Source organism: Plantibacter sp. ME-Dv--P-122b (genome assembly GCF_030209375.1).
Lineage (GTDB): Bacteria > Actinomycetota > Actinomycetes > Actinomycetales > Microbacteriaceae > Plantibacter.
The window spans coordinates 174,854-189,959 of the sequence record NZ_JARVSC010000009.1; the positions used below are offsets into that span (position 1 = coordinate 174,854).

At 66.4% G+C, this 15,106-nt stretch carries 15 protein-coding genes and 2 tRNA genes; 14 read left to right on the forward strand and 3 right to left on the reverse strand.

The genetic code is table 11. The annotated features are described in order from the left end of the window. Position 1: 1 nt before the first annotated feature. The 9 genes from gnd (at position 2) to QRN19_RS15810 (ending at position 8,847) form a co-directional block, all read left to right on the forward strand. Positions 2-892, forward strand: a complete 891-nt coding sequence (gnd, locus tag QRN19_RS15770) for a phosphogluconate dehydrogenase (NAD(+)-dependent, decarboxylating) (protein ID WP_064294036.1) — start codon at positions 2-4, stop codon at positions 890-892. A 160-nt stretch (positions 893-1,052) separates the two neighbouring features. Further along, on the forward strand, positions 1,053-2,282 hold the full coding sequence (recF, locus tag QRN19_RS15775) for a DNA replication/repair protein RecF (RefSeq protein ID WP_285028141.1): 1,230 nt from the start codon (positions 1,053-1,055) through the stop codon (positions 2,280-2,282). Continuing rightward, a complete protein-coding gene (locus QRN19_RS15780; RefSeq protein ID WP_064294035.1) occupies positions 2,275-2,799 on the forward strand; it encodes a DciA family protein in 525 nt (174 codons plus the stop codon). Before recF ends, QRN19_RS15780 begins: the two co-directional genes overlap by 8 nt. A gap of 123 nt (positions 2,800-2,922) precedes the next feature. Further along, positions 2,923-4,932, forward strand: coding sequence for a DNA topoisomerase (ATP-hydrolyzing) subunit B (gene gyrB / locus QRN19_RS15785; protein ID WP_285028143.1), 2,010 nt, complete (start codon positions 2,923-2,925; stop codon positions 4,930-4,932). Between the two features lie 107 nt (positions 4,933-5,039). Continuing rightward, entirely contained in the window at positions 5,040-7,664 is a 2,625-nt protein-coding gene (gene gyrA, locus QRN19_RS15790; protein WP_285028144.1) for a DNA gyrase subunit A, read from the forward strand. Further along, the gene (locus QRN19_RS15795; RefSeq protein WP_056010202.1) at positions 7,654-8,061 is read left to right on the forward strand and encodes a DUF3566 domain-containing protein; all 408 of its coding nucleotides are present in this window, start codon (positions 7,654-7,656) and stop codon (positions 8,059-8,061) included. The genes gyrA and QRN19_RS15795 overlap by 11 nt, the downstream gene beginning before the upstream one ends. Positions 8,062-8,148: 87 nt before the next feature. Then, positions 8,149-8,222, forward strand: a tRNA-Ile gene (locus QRN19_RS15800). A gap of 55 nt (positions 8,223-8,277) precedes the next feature. Continuing rightward, positions 8,278-8,350 (forward strand) — tRNA-Ala (locus tag QRN19_RS15805). Between the two features lie 74 nt (positions 8,351-8,424). Continuing rightward, positions 8,425-8,847: an NUDIX hydrolase gene (locus QRN19_RS15810; RefSeq protein ID WP_285028146.1), complete on the forward strand. Its 423-nt coding sequence runs from the start codon at positions 8,425-8,427 to the stop codon at positions 8,845-8,847. A gap of 70 nt (positions 8,848-8,917) precedes the next feature. On the opposite strand, the gene QRN19_RS15815 is transcribed toward QRN19_RS15810, so the two are convergent. After that, on the reverse strand, positions 8,918-9,442 hold the full coding sequence (locus QRN19_RS15815) for a DNA helicase (protein WP_285028148.1): 525 nt from the start codon (positions 9,440-9,442) through the stop codon (positions 8,918-8,920). 104 nt (positions 9,443-9,546) lie between these two features. Here QRN19_RS15815 and QRN19_RS15820 point away from each other — a divergent pair, with 104 nt between their 5' ends. Both QRN19_RS15820 and QRN19_RS15825 read left to right on the forward strand, forming a co-directional pair. Continuing rightward, positions 9,547-10,104, forward strand: a complete 558-nt coding sequence (locus tag QRN19_RS15820) for a peptidylprolyl isomerase (protein WP_064294028.1) — start codon at positions 9,547-9,549, stop codon at positions 10,102-10,104. Positions 10,105-10,269: 165 nt separating this feature from the next. Beyond that, positions 10,270-10,962, forward strand: coding sequence for a rhomboid family intramembrane serine protease (locus QRN19_RS15825; RefSeq protein ID WP_285028150.1), 693 nt, complete (start codon positions 10,270-10,272; stop codon positions 10,960-10,962). A 381-nt stretch (positions 10,963-11,343) separates the two neighbouring features. On the opposite strand, the gene QRN19_RS15830 is transcribed toward QRN19_RS15825, so the two are convergent. After that, on the reverse strand, positions 11,344-11,589 hold the full coding sequence (locus tag QRN19_RS15830) for a cell division protein CrgA (protein ID WP_064294026.1): 246 nt from the start codon (positions 11,587-11,589) through the stop codon (positions 11,344-11,346). A gap of 78 nt (positions 11,590-11,667) precedes the next feature. Here QRN19_RS15830 and QRN19_RS15835 point away from each other — a divergent pair, with 78 nt between their 5' ends. Genes QRN19_RS15835 through QRN19_RS15845 form a run of 3 tightly spaced genes read left to right on the forward strand, consistent with a single transcriptional unit; the run spans position 11,668 to position 13,270 of the window. Further along, entirely contained in the window at positions 11,668-12,474 is an 807-nt protein-coding gene (locus QRN19_RS15835) for a class E sortase (RefSeq protein WP_285028153.1), read from the forward strand. A 2-nt stretch (positions 12,475-12,476) separates the two neighbouring features. Then, positions 12,477-12,638, forward strand: a complete 162-nt coding sequence (locus QRN19_RS15840) for a hypothetical protein (protein ID WP_162852296.1) — start codon at positions 12,477-12,479, stop codon at positions 12,636-12,638. Further along, entirely contained in the window at positions 12,635-13,270 is a 636-nt protein-coding gene (locus QRN19_RS15845; protein ID WP_285028155.1) for an anthranilate synthase component II, read from the forward strand. Before QRN19_RS15840 ends, QRN19_RS15845 begins: the two co-directional genes overlap by 4 nt. 90 nt (positions 13,271-13,360) lie before the next feature. On the opposite strand, the gene pknB is transcribed toward QRN19_RS15845, so the two are convergent. After that, positions 13,361-15,052 carry a Stk1 family PASTA domain-containing Ser/Thr kinase gene (pknB, locus tag QRN19_RS15850; RefSeq protein WP_285028156.1) on the reverse strand — a complete coding sequence of 564 codons (1,692 nt, stop codon included), beginning with the start codon at positions 15,050-15,052 and terminating at the stop codon, positions 13,361-13,363. Positions 15,053-15,106: the final 54 nt, after the last annotated feature.

Below are 15,106 nucleotides of genomic sequence, written 5' to 3' on the forward strand. Positions count from 1 at the left end.
CATGCACATCGGTCTCGTCGGTCTCGGCAAGATGGGCAACAACATGCGCACGCGTCTGCGTGCGAACGGCATCGAGGTCACCGGTTTCGACCGGAACCCCGATGTCACCGACGTCGCGACGATCAGCGACCTCGTCGCTGCGCTCCCGGCACCTCGCACGGTCTGGGTCATGGTCCCCGCCGGGGCCATCACCGACTCCGTCGTCGAGGAGCTGAACGGCCTGCTCGAGGCCGGCGACCTGATCATCGACGGCGGCAACAGCCGCTTCACGGACGACTTCAAACACGCTGAACTGCTGTCGGCGAAGGGCATCGACTACATCGATGCCGGCGTCTCCGGCGGTGTCTGGGGTGTCGACAACGGCTACGGCCTCATGGTCGGCGGTTCCAAGGAGCAGGTGGAGCGGGTCATGCCCGTCTTCGACGCCCTGCGCCCGGAAGGCCCGCGCGATGAGGGCTTCGTCCACGTCGGAGAGGTCGGCGCCGGCCACTACGCGAAGATGGTGCACAACGGCATCGAGTACGCGCTCATGCAGGCGTACGCCGAGGGCTTCGAGCTCCTCGACAAGCGCGAGGACATCATCAAGGACGTGCCCGGCACCTTCAAGGCCTGGCAGCGCGGCACCGTCGTGCGGTCCTGGCTGCTCGAGCTCCTCGTCCGCGCCCTCGAGGAGGACCCGGACTTCGAGCAGATCGAGGGCTACGTCGAGGACTCGGGTGAGGGCCGCTGGACGATCGAGGAGGCCATCGCGAACGCGGTGCCCGTCCCGACCATCTCGGCATCGATCTTCGCCCGCTTCGTGTCGCGCCAGGAGGACTCACCGGCCATGAAGGCGGTCGCCGCACTCCGCAACCAGTTCGGCGGTCACGCGGTCAAGAAGGCCGACGACTGACGACACGACGTCTTCTGACGAACGAAATCGACCCTCCCGGAGCCTTCCGCTCCGCTGGAGGGTCGATTTCGTTCACCCTGCGTCGGCGTGACGGGCACGCTCGGACGTCCGACGGCGCCCAGACCCGTTCGGCGTCAGGGCGAGGCGGTAGGGTGACGTGGTGATCGTGCGGCACTTGAATCTCACCGACTACCGCAACTACGCGGTGGTCGACGTGGCGCTCGAACCTGGACCCAATCTGTTCGTAGGTCGCAATGGCCAAGGCAAGACCAACCTCGTCGAGGCGATCGGATACCTCAGCAGCCTCGGGTCCCATCGGGTCTCCTCCGAACAGGCGCTCATCCGACACGGTGCCGACGCGGCGATCATCAGGGCGCGCATCGTGCACGACGGTCGTGAGCTGCTCGCCGAAGTGCAGCTCAACCGGGGTTCGGCCAACCGCGCGCAGGTGAACCGGTCCCAGATCAAGCCGCGCGAACTACCGCGGTACGTGTCCACCGTGCTGTTCGCCCCGGAAGACCTCTTGATCGTGCGCGGCGACCCGTCGGCGCGCCGGCGGTTCATCGACCAGCTCCTCGTGCAGCGGATCCCCCGGCTGGCCGGCGTGATGGCCGACTACGACCGCTCCCTGAAGCAGCGCAACTCGCTCCTCAAGTCGGCGAGGGCCCGAGGGCTGAAGTCCGGTCCGCTGGCGACGCTCGACCTCTGGGACGACCGACTCGTGCAGTACGGGACGGAGATCATCGCCGAACGTCTGCAGCTCCTGGCCATGCTCGGTGGGCCAATGCGTGCCGCGTACGAAGCCGTGGCCGGAGACGATCACCGACCGGTCCTCCTGCCCGTGCTCAGCATCGCCGGCACCGATGCCGAGGACGAGTCGGCAGCCGCCGATCCGACGGAGGGCGTCGAGCCGGGTGCGCCCGTCGATCTGGCGCGCATCGCGGACCGGTTCCGTGCGGCGCTCGCGCAGCGCCGGTCGGCCGAGCTCGAGCGGGGCCTGACGCTCGTCGGACCGCACCGCGACGACGTGTTCTTCGGTCTCAACGGGCTCCCGGTCAAGGGGTACGCGAGCCACGGCGAATCGTGGTCGTTCGCGCTGGCCGCCAAACTCGCGTCAGCCGAGCTCCTCCGCGCCGACTCGTCCCTCGGCGATCCGGTGCTCATCCTCGACGACGTCTTCGCCGAGCTGGATTCGCGTCGCCGGGAACGACTCGCGGCCGCGGTCGCGGAGTACGACCAGGTGATCATCACCGCAGCGGTGTTCGACGACGTCCCCGAACGCTTCACCGCGCACGTCGTGCGCATCGAGGCCGGTCGGATCGTGGACGGTCCGGACGAGGTGGCCGCCGCCGTGGGCGAGCCGCTCCCCGCGGAGTCGACGCATGACTGAGCCGCGTCGACTCGGACGGGATGCCGACCCCGCGGGGGAACTCTCCGCCACGGTGTACCTCCGGTTCAAGGAGATCTTCGGTGGCGAACGGGTCTCGCGTGATCGCAAACGCCGCGAGCGTTCGGCCGAGGGGCCACAGGATTCGGTGCCGTACGGTGTCGGTCGCGACCCCAAGGGCCTCGGGACGGTCATCGATTCACTGACCGCCGGCCTCGGTTGGAACTCGCCACTCGCCCAGCACGAGGTCCTCGGGAACTGGGCGGAGTTGTGCGGCGAGGACACCGCCAGATACTCCGAACCGGTGTCGATCGCGGACGGTGTGCTGCTCGTCCAATGCCAGTCGACGGCCTGGGCGACACAGCTGCGACACATGCGCCACGAGATCCTCGTCCGGATCGCCGAACGCTATCCCGACGCCGGTGTCGACACGATCCGTTTCCAGGGCCCCGGAGCACCCTCCTGGAAAAGAGGCCCCAGGTCGATCCCAGGGCGTGGTCCACGCGATACTTACGGCTAGGGAGGCAAATACGGCCTCCAGGCGTGAAAAAGTGCCTCAAACGGGCGTTTTCTCGCGGCTTCACGGGGTCTGTTTGGTAGGATGGAACGGTCGAATCTCGACGGTTTGGAGCCCTCTTTTCCTATGACATCAGAACCCAACACGCACGCCCAAGACTCTGATTACGGCGCAAGTGCCATCCAGGTTCTCGAAGGTCTCGAAGCCGTCCGGAAGCGGCCCGGTATGTACATCGGGTCCACCGGTCCGCGTGGTCTGCACCACCTGGTCTACGAGATCGTCGACAACTCCGTGGACGAGGCCCTCGCCGGCTACTGCGACACGATCCTCGTGACCATCCTGGAGGACGGCGGCGTCCGCGTCATCGACAACGGTCGAGGCATCCCGGTCGACATCCACCCGGTGGAGAAGAAGTCGACCGTCGAGGTCGTCCTCACCATCCTGCACGCCGGCGGCAAGTTCGGTGGCGGCGGGTACGCGGTCTCCGGTGGTCTGCACGGCGTCGGTTCGTCCGTCGTCAACGCACTGTCGACGCGCCTCTCCGTCGAGGTCCGTCGTCAGGGTTCGGTCTGGCGCCAGAGCTTCCAGCACGGTGTCCCCGACGCCCCCCTCCACGAGGACGAGCCGTCCTCCGAGACGGGCACCACGATCACCTTCTGGCCGAGCGCCGAGACGTTCGAGACGACGGAGTTCGACTACGAGACGCTGCGGACCCGCTTCCAGCAGATGGCGTTCCTCAACAAGGGCCTCCGCATCGAGCTCGCCGACGAGCGTCCGTTGCGCGACGCCATCGAGGCCGACGACGTCGACGACAACTCGGCGGCCCACTCGCAGCGCAAGGACGTCTTCTTCTACGAGCGCGGTCTCGAGGACTACGTCGAGTACCTGAACAAGGCCAAGCGTGCCGAGCTCGTCCACGACGAGATCATCTCCTTCGAGTCGGAGAACTCCGAGCGCAAGATCGCGCTCGAGGTCGCGATGCAGTGGACGACGGCATACAACGAGAGCGTCCACACCTACGCGAACACGATCAACACGCACGAGGGCGGCACCCACGAAGAAGGGTTCCGTGCGGCGCTCACCACGCTCGTGAACCGCTACGCACGTGAGAAGGGCATCCTCAAGGAGAAGGACGACAACCTCTCCGGCGACGACGTCCGCGAGGGCCTCACCGCCGTCATCTCCGTCAAGCTCTCCGAGCCGCAGTTCGAGGGCCAGACGAAGACCAAGCTCGGCAACACCGAGGCGAAGGCGTTCGTGCAGAAGGTCGTCAGCGAGCAGCTCAACGACTGGTTCGACCGCAACCCCAACCAGGCCAAGGAGATCATCCGGAAGGCGCTGCAGGCCGCGACCGCTCGACTCGCCGCCCGCAAGGCCCGCGAGACGGCCCGCCGCAAGGGCCTCCTCGAGGGTGGCGGCATGCCCGGCAAGCTCAAGGACTGCCAGTCGAAAGACCCGTCGCTGTCCGAGATCTTCATCGTCGAGGGTGACTCCGCAGGCGGCTCCGCCGTGCAGGGTCGCAACCCGGAGACCCAGGCGATCCTCCCGCTCCGTGGCAAGATCCTCAACGTCGAGAAGGCACGCCTCGACCGCGCGCTCGCGAACAACGAGGTCCAGGCCATGATCACGGCCTTCGGCGCCGGCATCGGTGAGGACTTCAACCCCGACAAGGTGCGGTACCACAAGATCGTGCTCATGGCCGATGCCGACGTCGACGGTCAGCACATCACGACGCTGCTGCTGACCCTCCTGTTCCGGTACATGCGTCCGCTCGTCGACCTCGGCTACGTGTACCTCGCACAGCCGCCGCTCTACCGCCTGAAGTGGTCGAACGCCGACCACCAGTACGTGTACAGCGACCGCGAACGCGACGCCCTCCTCACCGACGGTGTCGCCTCGGGCAAGCGCATCCCGAAGGAGAACGGGATCCAGCGCTACAAGGGTCTCGGCGAGATGAACTACAAGGAGCTGTGGGAGACCACCATGGACCCGCAGACGCGGACGCTCCTCCAGGTCACCCTCGACGACGCCGCGGCTGCCGATGAGATCTTCTCCACGCTCATGGGTGAAGACGTGGAGTCCCGCCGGACCTTCATCCAGAAGAACGCGAAGGACGTCCGCTTCCTCGACATCTGAGTGGCACGAACCACCCTCATCCACCGGTCACCGAGCTTGTCGACGTGATCCACCTCGCACCAGACAGGCCCTTCGACAAGCTCAGGGACCAGGAGAAGTAAGAGAACATGGCAGACGAAACCAACGACGAGATCACGGTCCCGGACGAGGACCACGGCGTGCACGGACGGATCGACCAGGTCGACCTGCAGCTCGAGATGCAGCGCAGCTACCTCGACTACGCGATGAGTGTCATCGTCGGTCGTGCCCTGCCCGACGTCCGCGACGGCCTGAAGCCCGTCCACCGCCGCGTGATCTACGCGATGTACGACGGCGGCTACCGCCCCGACCGCTCGTTCTCCAAGTGCGCGCGCGTCGTCGGCGACGTCATGGGTCAGTTCCACCCGCACGGCGACTCGGCCATCTACGACGCGCTCGTGCGCCTCGTCCAGCCGTGGAGTCTGCGGTACCCGTTGGCGCTCGGCCAGGGCAACTTCGGCTCACCCGGCAACGACGGCGCGGCCGCCCCTCGATACACCGAGACCAAGATGGCCCCGCTCGCCATGGAGATGGTGCGCGACATCGACGAGGAGACCGTCGACTTCCAGCCCAACTACGACGGCGAGTCCCAGGAGCCGGTCGTCCTGCCGGCGCGCTTCCCGAACCTGCTCGTCAACGGGTCCGTCGGCATCGCGGTCGGCATGGCCACGAACATCCCGCCGCACAACCTCCGCGAGGTCGCCGACGGTGCCCTCTGGCACCTGGCGAACCCCGAGGCGAGCCGGGAAGAGCTCCTCGAGGCGCTCATGCAGCGCATCAAGGGGCCGGACTTCCCGACCGGTGCGCAGATCCTCGGTGTCAAGGGCATCCAGGACGCGTACCGCACGGGTCGCGGTTCCATCACGATGCGTGCCGTCGTGAACGTCGAGGAGATCCAGGGCCGGACCTGCCTCGTCGTCACCGAGCTCCCATACCAGGTGAACCCCGACAACCTCGCGCTGAAGATCGCCGACCTCGTCAAGGAGGGTCGCCTCGGCGGCGTCGCCGACATCCGCGACGAGACCTCCGGTCGCACCGGCCAGCGGCTCGTCATCGTGCTGAAGCGCGATGCGGTCGCGAAGGTCGTCCTCAACAACCTCTACAAGCACACGCAGCTGCAGGACAACTTCGGCGCGAACATGCTCGCGATCGTCGACGGCATCCCGCGCACGCTGCCGCTCGACGGCTTCATCACCAACTGGGTGACGCACCAGGTCGAGGTCATCGTCCGCCGCACCGTGTTCCGCCTCCGCAAGAAGGAGGAGCGTGCACACATCCTCCGCGGTTACCTGAAGGCGCTCGACGCCCTGGACGAGGTCATCGCGCTCATCCGTCGCTCCCCGTCCGCCGATGAGGCACGCTCGGGCCTCATGGACCTCCTCGAGATCGACGAACTCCAGGCCAGCGCGATCCTCGACATGCAGCTGCGTCGCCTCGCGGCCCTCGAGCGTCAGAAGATCATCGACGAGGCCGCCGAGATCGAAGCGCAGATCGCCGACCTCAAGGACATCCTCGCGAAGCCGGTCCGCCAGCGCGAGATCGTCAGCGAGGAACTGACCGCGATCGTCGACAAGTACGGCGACGACCGCCGCACCGAGATCATGTTCGGTTTCGACGGCGACATGAACATGGAAGACCTGATCCCCGAAGAGGAGATGGTCATCACCGTCACCCGCGGTGGGTACATCAAGCGCACGCGCAGCGACAACTACCGTCAGCAGCACCGCGGCGGCAAGGGCGTCAAGGGTGCCCAGCTGCGCGCGGACGACGTGGTCGACCACTTCTTCGTGACGACGACGCACCACTGGCTCCTCTTCTTCACGACGAAGGGCCGCGTGTACCGCGCGAAGGCCTATGAGCTGCAGGAGGCCGGCCGCGACGCCAAGGGCCAGCACGTCGCCAACCTGCTCGCCATGCAGCCCGACGAGGAGATCGCCGAGATCCTCGACATCCGCGACTACGAGGCCGCGACGTACCTGGTCCTCGCGACGCACGACGGCCTCGTCAAGAAGACGGCGCTCTCGGAGTACGACACGAACCGCTCGGGTGGCATCATCGCGATCAACCTGCGCGAGGGTGACGAGCTCACCTCCGCACTGCTGGTGGAGAACGACAGCGACGTCCTGCTCGTGTCCCGCAAGGGCATGTCGATCCGCTTCACGGCGAGCGACGAGACGCTGCGGCCGATGGGACGCGCGACGAGCGGCGTCATCGGCATGCACTTCCGCGACGACGACAAGCTGCTCTCGGCGTCGGTGCTGCCGTCCGTCGAGGGCGAGGAACGCGAGGCGTACGTCTTCGTCGTCACCGAGGGCGGCTACGCGAAGCGCACCAACATCGACCAGTACCGCGGCCAGAACCGCGGCGGCCTGGGCATCAAGGTGGCCAAGCTGAACGACGATCGAGGCACCCTCGCGGGCGCCCTGATCGTCGACGAGAGCGACGAGGTCCTTGTGGTTCTTGCCAGTGGCAAGGTGGTAAGGTCTGCCGTGGCCGAAGTTCCAGCGAAGGGGCGCGACACGATGGGCGTCGTCTTCGCACGTTTCGCGGAGAGCGACCGAATCATCGCGCTGGCCAAGAACAGTGACCGAAACCTTGAGACCCAGGATGTTCCGGAGACGGTTGCAGACGCAGCCGCCCCGGAGGGTGCAGCACCCGAGGCATCCGTGCCGGACGAGACTCCGGCGATGAAGGAAGAAGTAGATGAGCAGTAGCGTCGCAGAGAAGTTGGCCAAGAAGTCGACCAAACGCACCAGCACCAAGCAGGTGCGCCTGAAGCTGGTGTACATCGACTTCTGGTCGGCGGTGAAGCTGTCGTTCCTGGCGGCGATCGCGGTCGCCGTGGTCATCGTGGTGTTCTTCTTCCTCGTCTACACGGTGCTCAACACCACCGGTGTCTTCACGAAGGTCGGTGGCCTGTTCACCGACATCGCCGGCCCGGGGAACAACATCCTCCAGTACGTCAACCTGCCGCAGGTCATGGCCTTCGCCGGCATCGTGGCGCTGCTCAACCTCATCGTCATCACGCTGATGGGGGCCCTCCTCGCGGGGCTCTACAACCTGAGCGTGAAGATCACGGGTGGCCTCCTCGTCGGGTTCACCAACAACTGACGCTCCGTCGGGTCGGCGCCGCCCCGTGCGGCGCCGCTCGATTATGAGTTGCGGCGGGAATCGGGTAGTCTCAACAAGGTTCAAAACGGGGCTATAGCTCAGGCGGTTAGAGCGCTTCGCTGATAACGAAGAGGTCCCAGGTTCAAGTCCTGGTAGCCCCACCCTGCACGACCAGCAACACACCGATTGGATCGGATCTCCGGATCTGTTCCATCCGGGGCCTTAGCTCAGTTGGTAGAGCGCCTGCTTTGCAAGCAGGATGTCGGGAGTTCGATTCTCCCAGGCTCCACAGTCCAGAAACGCCCTCGGCAGATGCCGGGGGCGTTCTCCGTTGTCGCAGGGACCGGCGGTTAGGCTGGCGGCATGGATATCCGCGTCGCTGCATATGCCGTCATCGTCGACGAACGGGGCATGCTCCTCTCCCACTGGAACGAGAGCGGACACAGCGGATGGACTCTCCCCGGTGGCGGGATCGACCCCGGTGAGGACCCGGCCGACGCGGCCGTCCGCGAGGTGTTCGAGGAGACCGGCTATCACGCGGAGCTCGACGACCTGATCGGCGTCGACTCGCAGCTCGTACCGGCGGAGCGCCGCCTCAGCACGACCGCAACGGGGCCGCTGCACACGCTGCGCATCGTCTATCGGGCGCACCTCACCGGCGGCACGCTGACCTACGAGGCCGACGGCAGCACGGATTACGCCGCGTGGTACCCGCTCGAGGAGGTCGGCTCACTCGACCGCGTCAGCCTCGTCGACGTCGGACGACGGTTCGCCGGCCTCATCTGAGTACGGCCGCAACAACACGAAGCCCCTCCCCGGTCGGAACCGGCGAGGGGCTGCGTCGTGCGAAGCGAGATCAGGAAGCGGCGGGCTCCTCGTCGGAGACCCACAGCTCGTCGTCTGCGCGGAACGTCTGCCAGACGGCGTAGGCGACACCGGCAGCGGCGAGGACGCCGAGGCCGATCGCGATGACGGTACCGGCGCTCGCGCCCTTCTTGGCGGGCAGCACCTGCTCGGGGACGTGGAGGCGGCGGAGCGCCGCCTGCACGCGGGTGTCCTTGGCGATGTCGCCGATGCTCAGCACCGTACCGACGACGCCACCGACAGCGGGGACGACGCCATCCGAGATGCCCTTGCGCACGCCGTCGACGGCGTGGCGGGAAACCTTGATCCCCCGGTCGACCGTGGGGACGACGCGGTGTTCGTAGGTGTCGCGCACGACGGGGACCACCTGCTCCTTCGAGAAGTTCCCGAGCTGACGGCTCACCTCACGAGCGACTTCGTTGGCGTGGTTCAGGACATCCTGCTGGGAGTCCCAGAGGTCGGCAGCGGAACCCTTGAGCTTCTTGAGCTCTTTCCGGCGCTTGCGTGACAGGCTCATGTGGTCATCTCCAATGATCGCGGCAACAACGTAACCTCCATCTTGCCACTTAGACCCCTGGATACCATCCGAGAGTCCCGAACCCTTGTGCAAGAATTGGGAGTATGTCAAAGCACACCGCAGTCGCCACGTTGCACACCAACCACGGTGAGATCAAGGTCAACCTCTTCGGGGACCACGCTCCCAAGACGGTCAAGAACTTCACCGACCTGGCGACCGGCGGGCGCGAGTGGACGGACTCGAAGACGGGCCAGACCCGGAACGACGCGCTGTACAGCGACCTCATCTTCCACCGCATCATCCCCGCGTTCATGATCCAGGGCGGCGACCCGCTCGGAACCGGCACCGGTGGCCCCGGCTACAACTTCGACGACGAGATCCACCCCGAGCTCAACTTCGACGAGCCCTACATCCTCGCCATGGCGAACGCCGGCAAGCGCCGCAACGCCATCACGGGTGCCGTCGAGGGCACGAACGGTTCGCAGTTCTTCATCACCACCGTTCCCACGCAGTGGCTCCAGGGCAAGCACACCATCTTCGGTGAGGTCGCCGACGCCGAGTCCCGCGCGGTCGTCGACGCCATCCAGGCCGTCCCGACCGGTGCCGGCGACAAGCCGATCGAGCCCGTCGTCCTCGAGAGCGTCACCATCTCCGAGGCCTAGACCCCGCTCGGAGGACAGACCGTGACCCTGCCCCGGGATCCGTCGGCCAACTTCTGCTATCGCCACCCCGACCGACAGAGCTTCGTGCTCTGCCAGCGTTGCGGTCGGACGATCTGCGGAGAGTGCCAGACGCCCGGGGCAGTCGGTTTCATCTGTCCGGAGGACATGAAGGCGCAACGACAGAGCGCCCCTCGCAACCGTCTGGGCGCGAGGATCAGCAACTCCTCCCCCATCGTCACGTACGCGATCATCGCCGTGACGGCGTTCGTGTTCCTGCTGCAGTGGATCCCAGGTCTCGGTGTGACGAACGCGCTCCTCTACGCCGGCGTGTACTCCGATCCGTCGTACGGTGCCTTCCAACCCTGGCGGATGCTGACCGCCGTGTTCGTGCACTCGCAGGGGTTCATCTTCCACATCCTGCTGAACATGTACACACTCTGGATCTTCGGCCGGATCCTCGAGACGATGCTCGGGCACTGGCGGTTCCTCGCGCTGTACCTGGTCGCCGGGTTCGCCGGCTCGGTCGGCGTCCTCTTCCTCGCCGACCCGCGGACGGCCGTCGTCGGCGCCTCGGGCGCGATCTTCGGTCTGCTCGGCGCGTTCCTGGTCATCCAGCGACGCATGGGTGCTGACACCCGCGGGCTGCTGGTGCTCCTGGGGATCAACCTCGTCATCGGCTTCATCCCCGGCGTGAACATCGCCTGGCAGGCCCACCTGGGCGGGCTCGTCGGCGGTGCGCTCATCGGCCTCATCCTCGTCAACACCCGCAAGCGCACCCAGCAGCCACTCCAAGCGGTGCTGATCGGCGCCTTGAGCGTCGTCCTCGTCGGCGCCAGCCTGTTGCCCGCCCTGCTCTGAGCGGGACCGCACTTCGACAGGCTCAGTGACCGGGTTCGGCTCAGTGACCGGGTGTGGCTCGGTGTGCCGGCTCGGATCCGTGACCGGGTGCTGCCCGGTGACCTGCGTCGACCAGTGGTGCGCCCGGCCAAGAGGCGCAACCATGCAGCAGACGTTGAAGGTTGCCGGAGTTATCCACAGAGTTATGAACACTGGGGATAATTACACCGGTGTGGTTCCCCGTGTTTCCGGGGCTCCCCGCGGTTGTCCACACCAGCATGTGGATAACTGGGAAGTTCTCCACATTCCTGTGGAGAACTCGATGCGACCGATGTCCGGTACAACGAAACAGCGGGCCGTCCGAGAGGACGACCCGCTGTGCACGACGTGAAGTGGGGGCGGCTAGCGCCACCTGGTGGTCATGAGGAAGCCGATGAAGGCGATACCGAAGCCGACGAGGATGTTCCACGGGCCGAGTGACTGGATCGGGAGCAGCGTGCCGCTCAGGTAGTAGACGACGATCCAGGCGAGGCCGAGCAGCATGAAGCCGAACATGACCGGCTTGAACCAGACCGCGTTCGGTGCGGGTTCGCCGCTCGTCTGCTCGGGTTCGCGGGACGGTTTGCTTCGTGACTTCGTGCGTGCCATGCCGACATTCTACCTGTTCACCCCAATCGGTGCCTTGGGGATCAGCCGATCCCCGGTTCTTCTCGGTAGAATCCATGCGTGACCGACGACCTACCTTCGCGAGCGAGCGCACGCGCCGCGGAGCGCAGAGCGCCGTCGAAGCACCGCATCAGCGTCTTCGGGGTCGCCGGCGAGCTCCTCATCACCGCTGGCATGGTGGTCCTGCTGTTCCTCGCCTGGCAGCTCTGGTGGAACGACATGATCATGGCCGGCAGCCAGGCGAACGCCGCGTCGAGCCAGTCGCAGGAGTGGATCAAGAACGCCGAGACCGCTCCCGCTCCCGAACCGACCGTCGACGCGAGTGGGGCGCCGAACTACGGCGAGCCGCCCGTGACCGCCCGGCCCGCGCCCGGCGACCCGTTCGCGGTGCTCTATGTGCCGCGGTACGGCGCCGACTACCGTCGCGTGGTCGCCGAGGGCGTCGACACCGCTACCGTCCTCAACAGCTTCGACCTCGGCGTCGGCCACTACCCGAGCACCCAGATGCCCGGAGAGGTCGGCAACTTCGTCGTCGCCGGTCACCGCAAGGCCTACGGCGGCGCGATGACCTTGATCAGCGACCTGCAGATCGGCGACAAGGTCTACGTCCAGACGGCCGACGGCTACTACACCTACGTGTTCCGGAACATCACCTACGTGCTGCCCACCCAGGTGGACGTCCTCAACCCCGTCCCCCAGGTCAACGGCGTCGCACCGACGCAGCGCATCCTCACCCTGACCACCTGCAACCCGCTCTACTCGACGGCGGAACGCAGTATCGCTTACGCGGTGTACGAGTCCTGGCAGCCGCTGTCCGCCGGGCCACCCGCCGAGATCGCCGCGTCCGTCGCGGCCGCTGGAGGCTGACGATGTACGGCGCACTCTGGAGGGTCCTGCCCGGACCCGTCTGGCTGAGGATCATCATCCTCGTCGTCCTGTTCGTGGCAGTCGTGGCCGCACTCTTCACCTGGGTGTTCCCCTACGTGGACTCGTTCATCGTCGACCAGAATGTGACCGTCGGCGACGAATGACCCGCATCCTGGTCATCGACAACTACGACAGCTTCGTCTACACGCTGAACGGGTACGTCGAGCAGCTGGGTGCCGAGACCGTCGTGGTCCGGAACGACGACATCGTCCTCGACGATCTCGAGCAGTGGATCCGCGGGTTCGACGGCGTGCTCGTCTCGCCCGGACCTGGACGGCCCTCGGACGCCGGGATCTCACTGGCCAGCGTGCACGCGGCGTACCGCAGCGGAACACCGCTGCTCGGGGTGTGCCTCGGACATCAGGCGATCGCGGAGGCGTTCGGCGCGACCGTGCACACCGCTGGCGAGCTCATGCACGGGCAGAGCTCGCTCGTGGAACACGACGGCAGTGTCCTCTACCGTGGCATCCCGCAGCGGTTCAACGCCACGAGATACCACTCGCTCGCCGTCGTTGACCGCACCGTACCCGACGAACTCGTCGTGACGAGCCGGACCCCCGGTGGCGTGATCATGGGGCTCCGCCACCGTGACGCCTCGATCCACGGCGTCCAGTTCCATCCGGAGTCGGTGCTTTCCGAGGGCGGCTACCAGCTCCTGGCGAACTGGCTCGAGATGGCCGGGCTCACCGAAGCACATCAGCGGGCTCGAGGGCTCAGTCCGCTCATGACGCGGTAGCCCTTCGACAGGCTCAGGGACCGGAGAGACTGCTCAGGGACCGGTGAGACTGCTCAGGGACCGGAGAGCGTGCGCAGAAACCAGCGCAGCCTATGGTCCGGTGCAGTAGGTGAGCGTGATGACGGACTTCTGCGGGATGTCGCCTGGTGCGGGTGACATGGCCGTGACCGGGTCGCCGGCGACGGCCTTGCACGTCGCGTCTGCCTGCGGCTGCACGGTGAACTGCCTCGTCGCGTCCTGGAGGTAGTTCGTCGCGTCGAGGAGCGGCTGCCCGACGACGTCCGTCAGTGTGACGTTCCCGCTGGAGACGACGAGGTTCACGGTGGAGCCTTGGTCGACGGAGGTGCCGGCTCCTGGATCCATGCGCAGCACTACGCCTGCCGGGACCGTCGGTGAGTTCTCGCGCGTCACCGAGCCCTGCGTCAGCCCCGCAGCGGTGACTGCGGCCCACGCTGCCTCGGATGACTGGTTGGTGACGTCGGGTACCTCGACCTGAGCACGTCCCGTCGACACGTACACCTTGATCTGCGTGTTCTTGGTGACCGTGGTGCCGCCGGGCGGGTCGGTACGGATGACATGACCAGCCTTGTAGTCGCTGCTCGCTTCATCGAACTTGGTGGGGACGAGTTCGAGCTGTTCGATCGTGCTGTTCGCACTCTCCCACGTGGCGTCGACGAGGTCCGGGACCTCTCTGGAGTCCGTGGAGATGCTCGTCGCAGGCGGAAGCTGCACCACCCAGAACACGAGCGAGAAGAGGATGACGGCGATTCCGGCGATGGCGGCCCAGATCCACACGACCGGTGGTCGGCGCTGGGTACGCGTCACGGTGTCGTCCGAGGTGAGCTGACGGATCGCCTGCTCGGTGCTGGACGCCGCCGTCGGCGATGGGCCGAACAGCGAGTCGTGGTCGTCGCGTCGGACCGGCACATGGCCGGCTCCGGCCTCGTCGAGATCCTCGCGGAACTCGACGGCACTCTGGTACCGCTCGAAGCGATCCTTCGCGAGGGCTCGGAGGACGACCTGGTCGAGCGCCGGCGACACCTTCGGGTTGATCGAGCTCGGTTTCACCGGGCGCTCGCTCACGTGCTGGTAGGCGACGGCGACGGCGGTGTCGCCGCGGAACGGCGCCTTGCCAGTCAGCATCTCGAAGAGGACGACGCCGGTGGAGTAGAGGTCGGTCCGCGCGTCGACCGTCTCGCCCTTGGCCTGTTCGGGAGAGAAGTACGCGGCCGTGCCGAGGATGGCGGTCGTCTGGGCGACGGTCGTGGATGAATCGGATACGGCGCGTGCGATGCCGAAGTCGGTGACCTTGACGTCGCCGGCCGTGGTGATCATGACGTTGCCCGGCTTGATGTCGCGGTGGACGACGCCGGCTCGGTGGGAGTACTCCAGCGCGGTGAGGATGCTGTGCGCGATGCGCACCGCCTCCGCGGACTCGACGGGACCCTCGGCGATGAGGTCTTTGAGCATGCGTCCTTCGACGTACTCCATGACGATGAACGGCTCGATGAGGTCGTGCCCCGAGCCGTCCTTCACCCGCTCTTCGCCGGCGTCATAGACGCGGACGATCGTGGGGTGCGCCATCCGCGAGGCGGCCTGTGCCTCCTGGCGGAAGCGGGACCGGAATGCGGGGTCGGTGGCGAGCGTGGACTTCAGGACCTTGATGGCGACGGTGCGACCGAGCTTGGTGTCCACGCCGCGGAAGACGTTGGACATGCCCCCGCGACCGATGAGGTCGCCGACGACGTATCGGCCTGCGAGCAGGCGTTGATCGTCAGCCACGTACCACCCCTGAATTCGCTTGGAGGACAAACACTAACAGCTTACCCGGGCACC